Here is a 17,633-nt window from a genome sequence, read left to right as displayed (position 1 = left end):
CCATGCTTCTGGCCCCAGTAGTTGCCCGTTACACCAGTGTCATACTCTTGGTAGGCGGGCCTTTGGTGGCCAGTGCCACTGAAACGCCTGACCGCTTGCCTGCGCTAAATGCGATAACGGAACAGGCAAGCGTGGTGGGCGTATCCTCGGGCGGTTATATGGCCACCCAGCTGGCGGTTGCCTGGCCTGAACGCTTCAGCGGCGTTGGCGTATTGGCGGCGGGGCCCTGGGGGTGTTCCCAGGGCTCGCTGAGCATGGCGCTTAACCAGTGCATGATGACGCGTGGTGGCCTGCCTGATCTGGAGGAGCTTGAAGACCGCCGGGCTCGTTACCTGGATAATGGGCAGGTGGGCGATCAGGAAGCTCTTGGCACGCTAAGAACCTTTATCTGGCATGGTGGGGCGGATAACGTGGTTGACCCCGAACTGGTGACGCTTTTGGCCGGGCAGTGGCGGCAGTGGCTGGCCGTGCCTGACCAGCTAAAGGTCTTGCGCAATCAGGCGGCGGGCCACGGGTGGCCGGTGCGCCTGCATGAAGAGGAAACAGTTGGCCCCCACGAGCTGGGGAACTGTCGTCAGGGTGGAGGCAGCCATGTACTTGCCTGCGATGAAGACGTCGCTCGCGAGATGCTTAGCTGGCTATACCCAGAGCGCGAAGCGGTCAGCCCTGAACCAGGTGAACTAATCGCGTTTGATCAGTCAGAGTTTGCGGTCAAGGGGCTTGCAGATACCGGCTATCTGTTTATCCCTGCTTCTTGTGAGGATGAAGCCTGCCCGGTCACGATTGCCCTGCACGGTTGCCAGATGAGCACCAGCGCCATCGATGACACTTTCATTAGCCATAGCGGTTTGAATCATTGGGCTACAAGGCATCGCCAGATCGTGCTTTATCCGCAGATCGATAGCAGCCTGTCGAATCCACAAGGCTGTTGGGACTGGTGGGGATATGCTGAAAGCCTCTGGCAGCAAAACCCGCTGCACGATACCCGTGAAGGTGTCCAAATCAGCGCCCTGATGACCATGCTGGATCGTCTGGAAACGGCAGCCGTAACCGCTGATTAACTGCTCAGTAAGTTAAAGTCGAACCAACTGCCCAGCCTGCCTTTAGGCGTTTCCAGAATCACCCGTGCCCGCCAGGGCATAACGGCGGGTGCCGCACTGCTTCTATCCTCTCCCAGTCGCCCGTGGCCGCGAAAGTGGCCAGGGGTAATAGTGTCAAGCACAAAGCGGTAAACGTCGTCTGGCTTATTTTGACTGACGAAGTCCACGCTGACCTGACTTGGGGTGAAGCCTTCAATATCTACCGCCAGTGGCAGCGGGGCAAGCGCTCTGATGGGCCCGCTGACGTCGATATGAAAAAATAGACGCCCTTCATCACCGAGGCTCGCGGAGCAGGCCTGGGTATTTAAATCACACTGGGCCGCTGCGGGAAACCAGGTAACGTGGCTGGCATCGTGCAAGCGGTGAAAAAAGACGTACCACGTGCATACGGCCAGCCCCAGGCCGGTGACTAAAATCAGCGCCTTGAGTCCCTTCAAACCGGCAAAGTAAGCAGGCTTGGGTAGTATCTTCATGGCAGAATACCGCTACGCAGGCCGTGAGGCGGGGTGTCGTTTCATGGTAACAGTAAACATGTCGATGTCGTTGTGCTGTGATGTCGCAGTCAATAAGGAAACGCCATGGAGAGTATTACCGCGGCCCTTGGGCCCCTGTTTCTGCTGATTCTTCTGGGAACGGGCCTGGGCTACTGGCGCTGGCCGAGCACGGATTTTTGGTCGCAGATGGAGCGGCTGATTTACTTTGTGCTGTTCCCGGCCATGCTGGTAGGAACGCTGGCGACCGCTGATGTCAGTCAGGTGCCGGTAGGCCGACTGGCGCTGGTGCTACTGGGCGCCATGGTGCTGTTCGGCGTGCTGATCTGGAACTTTCGGGGTTGGCTACGGCTGACACCTGCGGCCTTTACGTCAGTCTTTCAAGGCGCTGTACGCTTTAATACCTATGTTGGCGTCGCTGGCGCCGCCGCGCTGCATGGTGGACCAGGAGCGACTACTGCCGCGGTGGCCGTAGCGCTTATGGTGCCCGTGGTTAACGTGATGTGCGTGGCAAGCTTTGTGGCGGCAGGCACGTTGGGCCACGCTAGCATGGGCAAGAGCGTGATGGCTCTGGTAAAAAACCCACTGATACTCGCTTGCCTTGCGGGGATAGGGTTAAACCTGAGCGGCATTGGCCTGCCTGGGTGGAGCGGAGATACCGTGAAGTTATTGGGGCAGGCGGCGCTACCCTTGGGGCTGATTGCCGTAGGCGTAGCACTACGTCCGACCGCACTGTTACGTATCGACCGCGGCGTGCTAGCGACCAACAGCATCAAGCTGTTTTTAATGCCCGCCTTGGTACTGGCGCTGGCCTGGGCGTTAGGCTTAGATACCATCAGCCGTGATGTAGCCCTGCTGTTTGCCGCGCTTCCCACGGCAACCTCGGCATATATTCTGGCCCGCCAGCTGGGCGGCGATGCCGAGCTGATGGCCGCGATTATCACCGGACAAACGCTGCTTGCCATGCTCACCCTACCGTTGTGGCTACAGTTAGCCGGCTAAGATGCAAAAATAAATAAAAATTATTCGCATTTGTGTTGACGGGGTAAATGCGAATTATTATATTGTGATTGTAGCGTTTAATGAGTCGCTACAGACCACGACAGAAAACCGCCAGTTTGCTGTCATGGTTTCTCCCTCTCATTGCTAGTCACGGTCTTTTGCCACTCCCTTGGAGTGGCTTTCTTTTTTCTGGGGCCCCTCAAGCGACCTTGAGCGTATTGCGCTAATAGCGTTTGCCTAGCAAGCTGCTAGTCATTACGACGTTATCAAGGAGGTTACTGTGCAGCTTTACCTTAATGCCACTTCCCCCTATGCCCGTATCGTACGTGTCTGCCTTTATGAGAAACGCCTGATAGAGCAGGTGGAGCTTTGCTGGTGCGACCCCTGGGCGGAAGATAGCGAGCTTTTGCAGATTGCGCCGCTAAGCCGCATTCCAACACTGGTGAATGATGAAGGTGAAGTACTGACCGAATCACTGCTGATTGCGCTCTATCTGGATACGCTGGGTGAAGGGGCAATGTTGGTACCCACTAATGCACAGGCTAAAACACTGGCTCTGTCAGGCTTAGGCCAGGGGTTGATGGATGCGGCGTTTAACGTCGTAATTAGCCGAAAGCACGGCGGACGCGATGTGGATGAAACGCTATTGGGAAGGCGCCGTTTAAAGGCGATTGAACGAGCGTTAATAACGCTTGAGACCCACCCCTGCGTAGTAAACGGTAATAGCGAACGCACCTTAGGAGTAATTGCAGTGGCCGTGGCGCTTAGTTATTTAAGCTTTCGCTTGCCCGAATTCGATTGGGAGAACCGCTGCCCCGCGCTGAGCGCCTGGCATGCCAGGGTGGCCGCCAGCGAGAGCTTTACGCTGACGGCCTTCGTCTGAGGCTTACGCCTTACGCTGATAAATCAAATCCCAAACGCCGTGCCCAAGCTTCTCACCGCGGGCTTCAAACTTGGTTAGCGGGCGAAAGGTGGGGCGCGGCACATAGGGTGTCGTGTCGGTACCGGCCGTGTTGGCGTAGCCCGGGGCAGCTTCCATTACCTCGGCCATCCACTCGGCGTAGGCTTCCCAGTCGGTCGCCATATGGAAGGTGCCACCGGGTTGCAGGCGGGTGCGAATCAGCTCCACAAACGCGGGCTGCACAATGCGCCGCTTGTGGTGCTTTTTCTTCGGCCAGGGGTCGGGAAAGAACAGCTGCACAGTGGTCAGTGAGCCTTCCGGCAGGCACTTTTCCAGCACGGCCAGGGCATCTTCCTTGTAGATACGCAGGTTGGTCAGGCCGCGCTTGTCCACTTCATCAAGCAGCTTTCCCACGCCCGGCGAATGCACTTCGATACCAATAAAGTCAGTATCCGGGTGGGTTTCTGCCTGCTCGATCAGCGAATTGCCCATGCCAAAACCGATTTCAACCACGCGGGGAGCTTCCCGGCCGAATAGCGCGGTCAGGTCCTGCAGGCCGTCGTCAATTGTCAGGCCAAAGCGCGGCCATACGTCTTCAAGGCCCCGGTTCTGAGCCTGAGTCATGCGCCCGGCACGGATCACATAGCTTTTAATACCGCGACGATGCAGCGGCGCTTCAGCGCTTTCTGGCCCGGTTGAGGACTCATCAGTACTTTTAATATCAGTCATAAAATCTCTTAACCGTTAATGCGGCCAGCAAAAGGTGATGATGGGTCTGCCGTTTGGCGACGCGGCATGCGTCCGGCCAGGAACGCATCGCGCCCCGCTTCTACTGCGCTCTTCATGGCTCGCGCCATGCGCAGCGGCTCACGCGCGTGGGCAATGGCGGTATTGAGCAGCACGCCATCACAACCCAGCTCCATAGCCATGGCCGCGTCAGACGCCGTGCCGATACCGGCATCCACGAGTACCGGCACGCTGCTCTGTTCAACAATCAGGCGCACATTGTGCGGGTTCTGGATGCCGTGGCCCGAGCCAATCAAGGAACCCAGCGGCATGATGGCGCAGCAGCCCATGGCTTCAAGCGCGCGGGCTACAATCGGGTCATCGCTGGTGTACACCATGACGTCAAAACCATCAGCCAAAAGCGTCTCGGCAGCTTTCAGGGTTTCCACCACGTTGGGGTAGAGCGTGGTCTCATCGCCCAGCACTTCCAGCTTGACCAAGTTGTGGCCATCCAGCAGTTCGCGGGCTAGGCGGCAGGTACGCACGGCGTCTTTGGCGGTGTAGCAGCCTGCCGTATTAGGCAGCAGGGTGTAGCGCGACGGCGAAATCACGTCGAGCAGATTGGGCCCGGCTTCCTGGCCTAGGTTGGTACGGCGTACGGCAAAGGTGACGATCTCGGCGCCGCTTTCGGCAATGGCCGCACCGGTCTCGTCGAAGTCTTTATATTTGCCGGTACCTACCAGCAGGCGAGAACTAAAATTACGTCCGGCGATAGTAAACGGCGTATCGTTTTGAAGTGTCATAGCGAATCCTGGATAAAGCGCGAGAAATAGGGCGTAGCCAGTGGAAGAGTCATGAGGACTGCGGGCTAGCCACCGCCAATGGCATGCACCACTTCTACCTGGTCATCTTCGGCCAAGGGAGTGGTGGCCAGCTGGCTGCGCGGTACGATCTCTTCGTTGATCTCTACTGCGACCCGCCGACCAGTAAGCGCCAATTGATCAATTAGATCCGCAGCCGTAAGGCCCGCTTCCAGCGTGTAAGGCTCGCCATTGAGTTGAATGTGCATAAAACTGTCTCGTCTATCGAGGCATAGGGCTAACCCTAGCGAAATACCATAAAGTGCCTCTATTGTAGCGGTTTCCCGCGGCGCAAGGTATGCCGAGTCGCACGCTCGCTTATACAGGCGCGGTAACACCTTGAAAGGAGCAGCAATGCAACGTAATGAACGAATCATTTGGTGCCTGATCGCGCTCTCCGGGGCTGTCACGGTCATGGTGGGAGCTTACGCGGCCCACGGTCTGGCGCTACGGGCCAGTGCCGAACTGGTGCATGCGGCTGAAACCGGCGTGCGTTATCAGGCCTGGCACACACTGGCGATTATGGTGGTGCTGGTCGGTCAGCGCGTGTTTGGCTTCAAGGGCTGGCAGTGGCCGGTTGCACTGTGGGGGTTGGGAATGGTGGGTTTCTCCGGCTCGCTTTATGCCATGGCGATGGCTGGTTTGAATGTGGGCATCGTCACGCCGTTAGGCGGCGCTCTGTTGATTGCCGGGTGGCTGATGCTAGCCGTGGCGGTGCTCAGAAGCCCTTAACCTGGAAGCCTCTAGCTAAACAACCCTGGTAGATCCGCTGGCGCATCGATATCACGTAAGATGCCCGCATCTGCTACCGGGCATTCCCGCAAGCGTGAGGCGTACTGCTTGATCACGCTCTTGGCGCCGTCACCGCCGCTGAGTCTCTCAAGCGCAGGCCACATTGTCCGTCCGAAAATAACCGGGTGCCCCGGGCGGCCTTCAAAGCAGGGCCGTACGATGGTATCGCGAGAAGCCTGGCGTTGCAGGGCCAGCAGCGTCCCTGTCTCAAGGTAAGGCATATCGCCGAGCAGGATTGCCACGGCGTCAATGTCATCAAGGCTTGAGTCATGGCTCATTATGCCCACCGCTTCTGCCAGGCTTGCCCCCAGGCCAAGGTTCGCCTCGCGAACGCGCACCAGCGTCACGTCTTTGGGAAGACCCAATAAAGCCGGGTCGTCCTCTTCACGCACGGCCACCCGCAGGTGGGTAAACGCTTTTTGGGCGTTGGCAGCCGACGTTGCTAGTAAAGAATGGCCATCCGGCAGAAGCGCACAGCGTTTATCGTCTGGCCCAAAGCGGCGCGAGTAGCCTGCGGCCATCAGCAAGGCCGCAACGCGGCTAGAGCTCATCGTGCGCTCTGCCATGCTGAACGCGCACAATATCGGCCATAACGGCCAGGGCGATTTCGGCAGGCGTCTTGCTGCCCAGTGCCAGGCCAATCGGCATATGGATACGCGCGATTTCTGTCTCGCTCAGCCCGCCGGAGCGTGCCAGCCGCGCCGCCCGCGCCGCCGAGGTGCGCAGTGATCCCATCACGCCGATATAAAAGGCGGACGTGCTCACGGCTTCCATCATCGCCAGGTCATCAATACGTGGGTCATGGGTGAGCGCGACCACTGCGGTGGCGTCATGGCAGGTGTCTGGTGAAATATACGACGAGGGCAGCAAGGCCTCCACCCGGACGCCGGGCACGTTAAAGCGAGCGCAGGCGGCCTCATTCGGGTCGCAGACAATCACTTCATACCCAAGCGTCACGGCAAAGGCCGCACACGGCGTGGTTATAGACGAAATACCGGCGATGACCAGCCGGTGAGCCGGGGAGACGCGCATGCTGATAGCGTCACCTTGTCTCGCAACACGCGGCCCGGTGGGTGGGGCCGGGTGAAAAACGCGCTCGCCGCTTGATGTGTTAATCCTACGCATCAGCGGCTCGTGGCCCTTGAGCGCGTTTAAAACCACGCTCAGGTGTTCGCGGGTCTCGGCAGTGGGCGCCAGCCGCTCCACCAATACATCCAGCACGCCGCCACAGGGCAGCGCCACGCCTGGAGCATCGCTGTCTGCCGTGTCGCCGTAGCGGGTTGTGGTGATGGGCTTCTCGAAGGCACCGTTCTTGAGCCTTTCGAGAAAATCCTCCTCCACACAGCCGCCCGAGAGCGAGCCGATATGCTCGCCGCGCGAGGTTGCGACCAGCCACGAGCCCGGCGCCCGAGGCGATGAACCGAAGGTTTCCAGTACGGTACAAAGCCAGATCGTCTCCCCCTTTTTACACCATGTCAGCGCTTGTTCGATGACCTTAAGGTCTAGGTGTTGCATTGAGTCACGCGTTCCTTGTTCAACGGCCTGCAAGCCGGGCCGGGTATCTATATGCACTCTAGCGTAGACCAATTGCGCGCCTAGGCGGGAGTGCCAGAAGAATTGGGCTGGTGGCTTTAATTGTGACTATGCTTACTTCGTCATGACCGTGACTAGGCGATAGCAACGAAAATTAAAGGCAATTCAAATGACCTCAACGACGACGTTCGAGAAGCATCGTGAAAGCGCCACGACCCGCTCCGCGGTTGTCCTGTCGATCAACGGCCAGCGCCACGAGCTAGAGCTTGATAATCGCACCACGCTGCTGGACACCCTGCGCGAACACCTGAAACTTACCGGCTCCAAAAAAGGCTGCGATCTTGGTCAGTGTGGAGCATGTACGGTTTATATCAACGGCGAGCGGGTGAACGCCTGCTTGACCCTGGCGATAATGCACCAGGACGACGAGATCACCACCATTGAAGGCGTGGGCGATGTCGAGCACATGGATCCCATGCAGCAGGCGTTCATCGATAACGACGCCTTTCAATGTGGCTACTGCACGCCGGGCCAGATCTGCTCGGCCAGGGCGACGCTTGATGAGATCCGTGCCGGTATCCCGAGCCACGTGACCAAAGAGCTCAATGGACCCATCGAGATCAGCGATGAGGAGATCCGCGAGCGCATGTCCGGCAACCTGTGCCGCTGTGGTGCCTACGCCAACATCTTGAAAGCCATCAACCAGGTTGCCAAAGATCAAGTAGCCAAGGAGCGCTCATGAAAGCCTTTTCCTATGAGCGCATTGATGATGCCGCTCAGGCGGCGGCGCGCGCCTTTGAAGTGCCAGGCGCCAAATTCATTGCTGGCGGCACCAATTTGCTCGATCTAATGAAGCACGAAATCGAAGTGCCACTGCATCTGATTGATATCACGCAAACCGGCCTTGACGATATTACCGAGACCGATGAGGGCGGTGTACGTATCGGGGCGCTGGTGAGCAACACCGCCTTGGCCGCCAATGAGCGCATTCGGCGCGACTACCCGGTACTCAGCCGAGCGCTGTTCTCCGGCGCATCAACCCAGCTGCGTAACAAGGCCTCTACCGGCGGCAATCTTCTGCAGCGTACCCGCTGCCCTTACTTCTACGATACGGCAATGCCCTGTAACAAGCGCGAGCCCGGGGCTGGCTGCGCCGCGCTCGACGAGGGCGCCGATACCCGCCAGCTGGGTGTCATCGGTACGTCAGAACACTGCATTGCGACGCACCCATCGGATATGGCGGTGGCCCTTCGCGTGCTGGATGCCGAGGTGGAAACCATCAATCCCCAGGGGCAGACGCGCAGGCTCACGCTTGATGAGTTCTACCGGCTTCCCGGCGACACCCCGGACGTGGAGAACGTGCTGGAACCGGGTGAGATCATCACCGGCGTGGTACTTCCTGCCCCAGTAGGCGGGCGCCAGCAATACTACAAGGTACGCGATCGCGCCTCTTACGCCTTTGCGCTGGTGTCGGTGGCGCTGATCGAAACCGACGACGGCAAGGGCCGTGTAGCGCTGGGTGGCGTAGCGCATAAACCCTGGCGGCGTGATGAGGCTGATGCCGAGCTTGGCAACGGTGCCAAAGCGGTGATGACAAAGCTTCTGGACGGCGCGCGCCCCACCGATGAGAACGCCTATAAGCTGACACTTGCCGAGCGTACGCTGGCCGCCCTGCTGGCAAAGGAGTGATGTATGGATTTTAATCAATCAGCCGATGAGAATCTCTTTGACCACGCCCGGATCATCGGTAAGCCCCATACCCGGGTCGATGGCGCACTGAAAGTGACCGGCACGGCACCCTACGCCTACGAGCGACATGACGTAGCGGATAATCCATTGGTGGGTTACCCGCTGGGGTCGAGTATCGCCAAAGGGCGTATTACCCGCATGGATGCAACGGCAGCGCGTAACGCTGAAGGCGTGGCGGCGGTGATCACGGCGCTGGATATCGACGAGCTGCCCCGTGCCGAAAGCAACGTCGCCAAGCTGTTTGGCGGCGACATAATCGAACACTACCACCAGGCGATTGCCGTGGTGGTAGCTGACACGCTGGAGCAGGCCCGGGCAGCTACGTCGCTCATCGAGGTAGAGTACGAAGAGACCCCGGGCGAGTTCGATCTGGATGATGCTTGGAAGCGGCTACAGGATAGAGATGTGGTTTCGCACGTGGGCGATGTGGACGCGGCCTTTGACAGTGCCGAGGTCACGCTTGATGAGACCTACCACACCGCCTCGCAAAGCCACGCCATGATGGAGCCCCACGCGACAATCGCGGACTGGTGCGACGGCAAGAACATGACGCTCTGGACCTCGAATCAGATGATCAAGTGGACCCGTAAGGCGCTGGCCACCACGTTTGAGCTCGATCCGGCCAACATCCGTCTGGAAAGCCCCTACATCGGTGGCGGTTTTGGGGGCAAGCTGTGGCTGCGCGCTGACGCTGTGCTCGCCGCGCTTGGCTCAAGAGAAACCGGACGCCCGGTGAAGGTGGCGCTGCCACGCTCGTTTATCTTCAATAACGCCACCCATCGCTCCGGTACCGTGCAGCGGCTGCGCATCGCCTCGGGTAAGGATGGTCGGATCACTGCCTTCGATCACTCGGCGATCTCCCATACGCTGCCTGGCGGCAGTGGTGAAGATGCGGTCAACCAGACGCGCTGCTTCTACGCTGGCGAAAACCGCCGTGTGGCGCACCACGCCATCGACATGAACCTGCCCGAGGCCGCCGACATGCGTGCCCCCGGCGAAGCTTCAGGCTTGGCCGTGCTGGAAATCGCCATGGATGAAATGGCTGAGAAGCTGGGAATGGACCCAGTGGAGTTTCGGATTCTCAACGATACCCAGGTCAACCCCGAAGAACCTTCCAAACGCTATAGCGACCGCCACTTCGTCGAGTGCTTGCGCAAGGGCGCCGAGGTATTCAACTGGAGCGCGCGTAACACTACGCCAGGCGGTAAGCGTGAAGGGCAGTGGCTGATTGGCCAGGGCATGGCCGGTGCCTACCGCGGTGCGCCGACGCTGGATTCCGGTGCCCGGGTACGGTTGAGCGAAGGGCGGCTGATCGTCGAGACCGACATGACCGATATCGGCACCGGTTCCTACACCATCATCGCCCAGACTGCCGCTGAAACCATGGGCCTGGAGATGGACGATGTGGAAGTGCGTTTGGGCAACAGCGCCTACCCGGCGGCGTCCGGTTCCGGTGGCCAGATGGGCGCGGCCAGCTCCACCGCAGGGGTTTATGCGGCGTGTGTGGCACTGCAAGGCGAGATCACCAAGCGCCTGGGCGTCGGGTCGGCGAGGTTCGAAAATGGCCAAGTGGTGACCGATGACAAGCGCGTGGCGCTACGTGACGTGGTCCCGAATGAAGAGCTGGTGGGCGAAGATACGCTGCACTTTGGGGATTTCAAGGACGAGCTTGAGATCGGCACCTTCGCGGCGCACTTTGTCGAGGTGGCGGTGCATGCCTATACCGGCGAAACCCGTCTCAGGCGTACGCTCACGGTCGTGGATGCTGGACGCATCCTGAACCCTGTCACTGCGCGTAGTCAGGTGATCGGCGGCATGACCATGGCCATAGGCGCGGCATTGACCGAGAGCCTGAACATTGATTCACACCGTGGGTACTTTACCAACCACGACCTGGCCGGTTACGAAATAGCGGTGCACGCCGACATTCCCGAGCAGGAAGTCATCTTCCTCGACACCCAGGACGGCGCCTCTACGCCCTTGAAAGCCAAGGGGGTCGGTGAGCTGGGTATCTGCGGCGGCGCAGCGGCGGTGGCCAATGCCATGTACAACGCTACCGGCATACGCCTGCGCGATTACCCCATGACACTGGATCGTATGCTTGATCGGCTGCCTGGGGCGTAAGCCAGGCGCGGTTTGCGCGGCAACTATTAAAACGCGGGCGCAGGTAACTGCCCCCGCGTTATTTATGCAGGCATATAACGGTATGGCTAATCGCTAACCCGCCCGGTGCTTTTACGCACGATCAAGTGGCTGCTTAGCGTCTGGCGCCGGATAACACGCTCGCCGCGCAGTAAATGGAGCAGCGACTGCATGGCCTGTTGGCCTATTTCGTTACGCGGCTGGCTGATGGTGGTCAGCTCGGGTTCGCAGTATTCGCTCAGCCCGATGTTATCAAAGCCGACCACCGACAGCTGACCGGGCACTGTAATATTTAGCTGGCGAGCCGCCTTGAGTACACCAATCGCCATCTCATCGCTATGGCAGAAAATCGCGGTGGGGCGCTGGGCGTTATCCAGAAGCGCCAGCCCCTGCTGAAAGCCGGACCGAAAACCAAAATCACCCTCAGCAACGCAGGCCTGGTCGATAAGGCCGTGGGCAGAGAGCGTGTCGCGATAACCGCGTAGCCGCTCTAGGCAAATAGGGTTGCCCGCCGGGCCGGTGAGGGTGGCAATACGCTGATGGCCAAGCGACACCAGGTAATCAATGGCCTGGCAGCTCGCCTGATGGTTGTCGATAGCAATCAATGGCAGATCGATATCGCTGAAGAATTCACACGCCATGACGAGTGGAAAGTCCGCCTGGCCATCCGCCTGTTTGATCAACGCCTTGGGAATTTCCGAGGTCAGCAGCACGATGCCGTCGGCCTGATTGGTCGAAAGTAGTCGAAAATAGGCCTCTGCGCGCGCCGGGTCATGTTCGCAGTCACCAATCAATATCTGGTAGCCCGCCTGGTGGGCAACATCTTCCATGCCGCTAATAATTTCGGAGAAAAACGGGTTAGAAATATCCGGCAAGAGCGCCACAATGGTTTTGGATTCGGCGCGGCGCAAGTTGCGCGCGGCAATATTGGGCGCGTAACCCACTTGAGCGATCGCCTGGTTGACCCGCTCTCGAGTAGTATCGCTAACCTTTTCAGGCGTCGCCAGAGCGCGTGACACAGTAGCTGTCGAACAGCCTGCCGCTTTAGCCACATCCTTGATAGTGGGCACACTATGTGGATGCTTTCCCGTTACTTGGGTATTAAACATTGAACGATGGTCCTGATAAAACGCGCCGGAATAAGCGGACGGTTAGATACAATATTGGCGCGCTAATGCCTGAAATGTAAAGGTTTACATAATGCCTTGACCATTTTAACCGTGATGTAACTTTAACTTTCTGATTAGCTTGATAAGTATTTGCTGCTTTATTATGCGATTTATAATTATTCTTTAGTCTATAGGTCACCCATTTAATATACTTATTTAGATAGAAATTATTTTTATATCATGGGGTTAATCAATTTTCACTGTTCTTCAGACACTGCTTGACCGGCTTTCTTCCCTCTGCTGCAATGTAATCCATTACATTATGTTGTCAACGCTGATTGCTGACGCTAAAACAACAAGACAAATGAGGTAGATGATGAAGACCCTTAAAGGTCCAGCACTCTTTCTCGCCCAGTACATTGGCGATCAACCGCCCTTCGATAGCCTGGAGCATATTGCCCGCTGGGCATCAGAGCTGGGCTTTAAAGCGGTTCAAATACCTACGCTGGATAAACGGTTTTTTGATCTTGAACAAGCGGCAGAAAGCCAAGCGTATTGCCAAGAAATCCAGGCCCTTTTGGCGGGATATGGCCTAGAGATCTGTGAGCTTTCAACGCATCTGCAAGGCCAGCTGGTGGCCGTGCACCCGGTATACGATAGCCTGTTTGATGGCTTCGCCCCGCCTGAACTGCACGGCGACCCTGTTGCACGTCAGGCATGGGCCGCCGAACAGTTGAAGCTTGCCGCACGGGCCAGCGCCAATCTAGGTTTGAAGGCCCACGCCACTTTCTCCGGCTCTCTACTCTGGCCCTTTCTTTACCCTTGGCCGCAGCGCCCCGCTGGATTGGTTGAGGACGGGTTTGCCGAGCTTGCCAAGCGCTGGCGTCCTATTCTGGATGCCTTCGATGCTGCGGGCGTGGATTTATGCTTTGAGATTCATCCTGGCGAAGACCTGCATGATGGCGCGACCTTCGAGCGTTTTTTAGCCGCGGTGGACCATCATCCGCGCTGCTGCATGCTGTATGACCCTTCCCATCTTGTGCTTCAACAGCTTGATCACCTTGCCTTTCTGGATCGCTACCATCCGTATATCCGCATGTTCCATGTCAAGGACGCCGAATTTCACCCTACTGCCCAGCAGGGCGTTTACGGCGGCTACACTTCCTGGGTCGAGCGGGCAGGTCGCTTTCGCTCTCTGGGCGATGGGCAGGTCGATTTCAAGGCGGTGTTCTCAAAACTGGCCCAGTACGATTTTGACGGCTGGGCGGTCATCGAGTGGGAATGTGCGCTCAAGCACCCTGAGCAAGGCGCGGCGGAAGGCGTCAAGTTTGTGAATGAGCACATCATTCAGGTGACCGACCGGGCGTTTGATGATTTTGCCGATGCCGGAACGGATCGTGAGGCCAACCGCACTCTGCTGGGTTTCGGCTAAATTAACGCTTAGAGATTACTTAATGACAACTACCAACAACACACCGCGCAGACTTCGCCTCGCCATGATAGGCGGCGGCCAAGGCGCTTTTATTGGCGGTGTGCACCGTATGGCGGCGCGCCTGGATGACCGTTTTGAACTGGTGGCGGGGGCTTTTTCATCCCAGACCGAACGCAACCTGGCTACCGCCAACGAGTTAGGCATTGATGAGCAGCGCTGCTATGCCGACTACGCAGCGCTGTTGGCAGGCGAGGCCGCGCGCGAAGATGGCGCCCAGGTCGTGGCGATTGTGACGCCTAACCATCTGCATTACCCGGCGGCGCTGGCAAGCCTGGAAGCGGGCTTCCACGTGGTGTGTGAAAAACCCATGACGCTCAGCGTCGAGGAAGCTGAACAGCTGGCCCAGGCGGCTGAGAAAAGCGCGCGCCACTTTGTGCTGATGCACAACTACGCGGGTTACCCGCTGGTTCAGCATGCCCGTGAGTTAATTGCCGAAGGCGCCTTGGGTCAGCTTCGCCATGTGCAGGTCGAGTATATTCAGGAGTGGCTAAGCGAGCCCCCGGAAGCCGATAACCGCCAGGCCGCCTGGCGGCTGGACCCCACTCAGGCGGGCGCAGCGGGCTGTCTGGGGGATATCGGTGTACACGCGTTTCAGTTGGCCCAGTTTATTAGCGGCCAACGCGTCAGTGAGGTCAGCGCTGAGTTGGTGACTGCCGTGCCGGGTCGGGCACTTGACGATAACGTTCAGGCGCTACTGCGCTTCAACGGCGGGGCACGGGGCATGCTGTGGGCAAGTCAGACGGCAGCCGGCTATGAGAACGCGTTAACCATTCGCGTCATCGGCGAGAAAGCCAGTCTGCAGTGGGCCCAGGAGCAGCCCAACGAACTGTGGCTGAAGCCGCTTAACGGGCCAAGCCAGCGCTTAACGCGGCGTGACGATTGGTTAAGCGCGGGTATTGGCCAGGGCGTTCGTGTGCCGGGTGGGCACCCGGAAGGCTACATTGAAGCCTTTGCCAACCTGTATCAGGCGCTAGCTGACGGTCACATGTCAGGCGAGTGTCCGGCCTGGTTGCCAGGCATCGATGACGGCGTTGACGGCATGCGCTTTATTGCAGCGGCTATTACCTCTAGCCAGGCGGCAAGCGCCTGGACGCCGCTGCATAGTACTAACGACACTGTGCGCAAGACATTGCAGAGGACGCTCTATGAGTGAGCCTATTTTAAGACTTGAGGGGATCGGCAAGGCCTTCGGCCCCGTTCAAGTGCTGGACGATATTTCCCTTTCCGTGATGCCGGGTGAGGTGATCGGTATTCTGGGGGAAAACGGCGCTGGGAAATCTACGCTGTTAAAAATCATCAGCGGTATCTATACCCCCACGGTCGGCACGATTTACCTGAATGGCCAGATATTCAGCGCGCTGGATCCGATCACCGCCCGCTTTCACGGCGTGGCGATGATCCCCCAGGAATTCAATTTAATACCCACGCTGCGTGTCTATGAAAACGTCTTCCTCGGCCAGGAGGTACGCCGCAACGGATTCCTTGACCACGCCGACATGCGTAAGCGGACCCAGGAACTGCTCAGCTCGCTTGAAGTAAACCTGGACCCCAGACTCCCTATCGCCCAGTTGAGCGTGGCCCAAAAGCAGATGGTCGAAGTCGCCAGAGTGCTGGCCAATGACGCGCGCATCGTGATTCTGGATGAGCCGACCACGGTGCTGACCGATCGGGAAGTCGCCGTGCTGTTTAGAGTGGTACGCGCGCTGGTAGCCAAGGGCGTCACGATTCTGTTCATTTCTCACAAGCTTAAAGAGGTTAAAGATCTCTGTGACCGGCTGCTGATTTTACGGGACGGCAAGCAGGTAGAACTTTGTGAGACCAAGGCGCTTAATGAAGAGGATATGGCGCGCAAGATGGTCGGGCGTGAGCTATCGCAAATCTATCCTGACAAGCCCCCCTTGGACGTGACCGGCGCACCACCTGCCCTCCAGGTGCGTGGCCTGAGCCTTAAAGGCAAGCTTACCGATATCAACCTTGAGGTACGCCGTGGCGAAGTGCTCGGACTTGCCGGGTTGGTAGGCGCCGGACGCACGGAAATTGCTGAAACCATCATGGGGTTACGCCGCAAAGCGAGTGGCGAGATATTGATTGATGGCCAAACAGTGGATATTCGCTCGCCCAATGAAGCCCATGCCCATGGGTTGGCATATCTTTCAGAAGACCGGCAGGGAAAGGGGCTGATTCTCTCGTTTAATGTCATGCAGAACATTACCGCTCTTAGCCTGAAGCGCTATGTGCGCGGTTTTATTCAGCATCGTGCTGAGCGCCGCCGCGCCGAGCACTACCAGCAACGCCTGGCGATTAAGGCGTCCAATCTGGCGGCACCCGTGAGCCTCTTGAGTGGTGGCAACCAGCAGAAAGTTTACTTCTCCAAACTGTTGGATATCGATCCCGATATCCTGATTCTCGATGAGCCCACGCGAGGCATCGATATCAGCGCCAAGCAGCAGATCTATCGGCTGATTCGCGACCTCACTGAGCAGAATAAGGCCGTTATTGTTATCTCTTCCGAGCTTGAGGAGGTGATCGGTATGGCCGACCGTGTTCTGGTGATTCGCGAAGGAAGGATTGCCGTCGAGCTTAACGGTGACGATATCAACGAAGAACAAATCATGCTGTATGCCGCTGGTGCAAGACAGCACGCCAACTGTGAACGAGTAGGGGATTACGATGGCACAATTGCCTAATACCAAGTCGATGGGGGGCGTTGCGCGCCAAGGCATGCGTAGACTGCCGCTCAACGCAACGATTCTGGCCCCGCTGGTGGCGCTGATCCTGCTGTTCGTGGTGTCATCCATCGCCAGCGAATACTTTCTCAATACACGCAATATTTCCAACGTGCTGCGTCAGGTCTCCTATACCGGCATTATCGCGATCGGTATGACCTTCGTGATTATCGCCGGAGGGATCGACCTTTCCGTGGGGTCGATGGTGGCGCTCGTTGGCGTGATTATCCTGTACATCATCAATACCATAAGCGACCCCATTCAGGCGGTGCTTCTCGGCATGTTGGCCGCCATCGCGGCGGGCGGGCTGTTAGGGCTATTCAATGGCCTATTGGTTACCCGAGGGCGCATAGCAGCCTTTGTGGTAACGCTTGCCAGTATGTCGATCTTTCGCTCGCTGGCGCTCTATTTTACCGATGCGGCGGAGGTTTCAACCCGCAACCCGCTCTTCTCAAACGTGGGGGGCGGCTTTTTTCTGGGCATTCCAATTCCCGTGCTGGTGTTCTTTGGCCTGGCTATCCTTGCCCACATATTGCTGTTTCACACGCCTTATGGCCGCCATGTATGTGCGGTAGGTGCCAATGCCCAGGTAGCGCGCTATTCGGGCATTCGGGTCGAACGCATTGTGCTCTCCACCTTTGTGATTGCAGGTATTTGCGTGGGGCTTTCCGCCATTATGCTGACCTCGCGGCTCAACTCGGTAAGCCCGAGTGATGCAGGCTACTTTTATGAACTGGATGCCATCGCCGCCGTGGTCATCGGGGGAACGGCCCTTTCCGGTGGGCGCGGTACGGTATGGGGCACGGTTATCGGCGCGCTGATTCTGGGCATCATCAACAACATGCTTAACCTGACTGGCGTTTCCCCTTATTTACAGGGGCTGGTCAAGGGCGGCGTAATTTTGCTGGCGGTGCTGCTGCAGTACAAGCGTGCCTGATTCGTTAATACGGTCTTTAAAAACGGTCTTTAAAACGTCTTTCAGACCTAGCGTTAAAAACGATCTTTTCGGT

18 protein-coding genes are annotated in these 17,633 nt (G+C 58.0%); 11 read left to right on the top strand and 7 right to left on the bottom strand.

The annotated features are described in order from the left end of the window. Window positions 1-2: 2 nt before the first annotated feature. Entirely contained in the window at window positions 3-1,061 is a 1,059-nt protein-coding gene (locus ELY25_RS16570; RefSeq protein WP_126952362.1) for an alpha/beta hydrolase family protein, read from the top strand. Here ELY25_RS16570 and ELY25_RS16565 read toward each other — a convergent pair. Continuing rightward, the gene (locus ELY25_RS16565; protein WP_126952361.1) at window positions 1,058-1,573 is read right to left on the bottom strand and encodes a hypothetical protein; all 516 of its coding nucleotides are present in this window, start codon (window positions 1,571-1,573) and stop codon (window positions 1,058-1,060) included. The two genes, ELY25_RS16570 and ELY25_RS16565, sit on opposite strands and share 4 nt — an antisense overlap. Window positions 1,574-1,678: 105 nt before the next feature. Here ELY25_RS16565 and ELY25_RS16560 point away from each other — a divergent pair, with 105 nt between their 5' ends. Both ELY25_RS16560 and ELY25_RS16555 read left to right on the top strand, forming a co-directional pair. Continuing rightward, window positions 1,679-2,593: an AEC family transporter gene (locus tag ELY25_RS16560; protein ID WP_126952360.1), complete on the top strand. Its 915-nt coding sequence runs from the start codon at window positions 1,679-1,681 to the stop codon at window positions 2,591-2,593. Between the two features lie 280 nt (window positions 2,594-2,873). Beyond that, complete coding sequence (locus ELY25_RS16555; protein WP_126952359.1) at window positions 2,874-3,476, top strand: glutathione S-transferase family protein; 603 nt, start codon at window positions 2,874-2,876, stop codon at window positions 3,474-3,476. Between the two features lie 3 nt (window positions 3,477-3,479). On the opposite strand, the gene trmB is transcribed toward ELY25_RS16555, so the two are convergent. From trmB to thiS, 3 genes are all read right to left on the bottom strand, one after another. Then, window positions 3,480-4,223 carry a tRNA (guanosine(46)-N7)-methyltransferase TrmB gene (gene trmB, locus ELY25_RS16550; protein WP_126952358.1) on the bottom strand — a complete coding sequence of 248 codons (744 nt, stop codon included), beginning with the start codon at window positions 4,221-4,223 and terminating at the stop codon, window positions 3,480-3,482. Window positions 4,224-4,231: 8 nt separating this feature from the next. Further along, complete coding sequence (locus ELY25_RS16545; RefSeq protein ID WP_126952357.1) at window positions 4,232-5,023, bottom strand: thiazole synthase; 792 nt, start codon at window positions 5,021-5,023, stop codon at window positions 4,232-4,234. Window positions 5,024-5,088: 65 nt separating this feature from the next. Continuing rightward, window positions 5,089-5,289: a sulfur carrier protein ThiS gene (gene thiS, locus ELY25_RS16540; protein ID WP_126952356.1), complete on the bottom strand. Its 201-nt coding sequence runs from the start codon at window positions 5,287-5,289 to the stop codon at window positions 5,089-5,091. A 145-nt stretch (window positions 5,290-5,434) separates the two neighbouring features. On the opposite strand from thiS, the gene ELY25_RS16535 reads away from it, so the two are divergent. After that, entirely contained in the window at window positions 5,435-5,812 is a 378-nt protein-coding gene (locus ELY25_RS16535; RefSeq protein WP_126952355.1) for a DUF423 domain-containing protein, read from the top strand. Between the two features lie 11 nt (window positions 5,813-5,823). Here ELY25_RS16535 and ELY25_RS16530 read toward each other — a convergent pair whose 3' ends face one another. Both ELY25_RS16530 and ELY25_RS16525 read right to left on the bottom strand, forming a co-directional pair. Continuing rightward, window positions 5,824-6,423 (bottom strand): nucleotidyltransferase family protein, encoded by a 600-nt coding sequence (locus tag ELY25_RS16530; RefSeq protein ID WP_126952354.1) that lies wholly within the window; start codon window positions 6,421-6,423, stop codon window positions 5,824-5,826. After that, the gene (locus tag ELY25_RS16525; RefSeq protein WP_126952353.1) at window positions 6,413-7,387 is read right to left on the bottom strand and encodes an XdhC family protein; all 975 of its coding nucleotides are present in this window, start codon (window positions 7,385-7,387) and stop codon (window positions 6,413-6,415) included. The genes ELY25_RS16530 and ELY25_RS16525 overlap by 11 nt, the downstream gene beginning before the upstream one ends. Before the next feature lie 187 nt (window positions 7,388-7,574). Here ELY25_RS16525 and ELY25_RS16520 point away from each other — a divergent pair, with 187 nt between their 5' ends. Genes ELY25_RS16520 through paoC form a run of 3 tightly spaced genes read left to right on the top strand, consistent with a single transcriptional unit; the run spans window position 7,575 to window position 11,278 of the window. Next, window positions 7,575-8,147, top strand: a complete 573-nt coding sequence (locus tag ELY25_RS16520) for a 2Fe-2S iron-sulfur cluster-binding protein (RefSeq protein WP_126952352.1) — start codon at window positions 7,575-7,577, stop codon at window positions 8,145-8,147. Then, the gene (locus ELY25_RS16515; protein ID WP_126952351.1) at window positions 8,144-9,094 is read left to right on the top strand and encodes an FAD binding domain-containing protein; all 951 of its coding nucleotides are present in this window, start codon (window positions 8,144-8,146) and stop codon (window positions 9,092-9,094) included. The genes ELY25_RS16520 and ELY25_RS16515 overlap by 4 nt, the downstream gene beginning before the upstream one ends. Before the next feature lie 3 nt (window positions 9,095-9,097). After that, on the top strand, window positions 9,098-11,278 hold the full coding sequence (gene paoC / locus ELY25_RS16510; RefSeq protein ID WP_126952350.1) for an aldehyde oxidoreductase molybdenum-binding subunit PaoC: 2,181 nt from the start codon (window positions 9,098-9,100) through the stop codon (window positions 11,276-11,278). Window positions 11,279-11,364: 86 nt separating this feature from the next. On the opposite strand, the gene ELY25_RS16505 is transcribed toward paoC, so the two are convergent. Further along, window positions 11,365-12,405, bottom strand: a complete 1,041-nt coding sequence (locus ELY25_RS16505; RefSeq protein WP_126952349.1) for a LacI family DNA-binding transcriptional regulator — start codon at window positions 12,403-12,405, stop codon at window positions 11,365-11,367. A 376-nt stretch (window positions 12,406-12,781) separates the two neighbouring features. On the opposite strand from ELY25_RS16505, the gene ELY25_RS16500 reads away from it, so the two are divergent. Genes ELY25_RS16500 through ELY25_RS16485 form a run of 4 tightly spaced genes read left to right on the top strand, consistent with a single transcriptional unit; the run spans window position 12,782 to window position 17,560 of the window. Further along, the gene (locus ELY25_RS16500) at window positions 12,782-13,837 is read left to right on the top strand and encodes a sugar phosphate isomerase/epimerase family protein (protein WP_126952595.1); all 1,056 of its coding nucleotides are present in this window, start codon (window positions 12,782-12,784) and stop codon (window positions 13,835-13,837) included. Window positions 13,838-13,859: 22 nt separating this feature from the next. Next, entirely contained in the window at window positions 13,860-15,050 is a 1,191-nt protein-coding gene (locus tag ELY25_RS16495) for a Gfo/Idh/MocA family protein (RefSeq protein WP_126952348.1), read from the top strand. Continuing rightward, on the top strand, window positions 15,043-16,584 hold the full coding sequence (locus ELY25_RS16490; protein WP_126952347.1) for a sugar ABC transporter ATP-binding protein: 1,542 nt from the start codon (window positions 15,043-15,045) through the stop codon (window positions 16,582-16,584). Before ELY25_RS16495 ends, ELY25_RS16490 begins: the two co-directional genes overlap by 8 nt. Continuing rightward, window positions 16,568-17,560 carry an ABC transporter permease gene (locus ELY25_RS16485; RefSeq protein WP_126952346.1) on the top strand — a complete coding sequence of 331 codons (993 nt, stop codon included), beginning with the start codon at window positions 16,568-16,570 and terminating at the stop codon, window positions 17,558-17,560. Before ELY25_RS16490 ends, ELY25_RS16485 begins: the two co-directional genes overlap by 17 nt. Window positions 17,561-17,633 lie beyond the last annotated feature (73 nt).

Origin of the sequence: Vreelandella populi, assembly GCF_003989825.1 — a bacterium.
Lineage (GTDB): Bacteria > Pseudomonadota > Gammaproteobacteria > Pseudomonadales > Halomonadaceae > Vreelandella > Vreelandella populi.
Note: the sequence above shows the minus strand (reverse complement) of the source record. Positions and strands in the feature narration are given on the sequence as shown.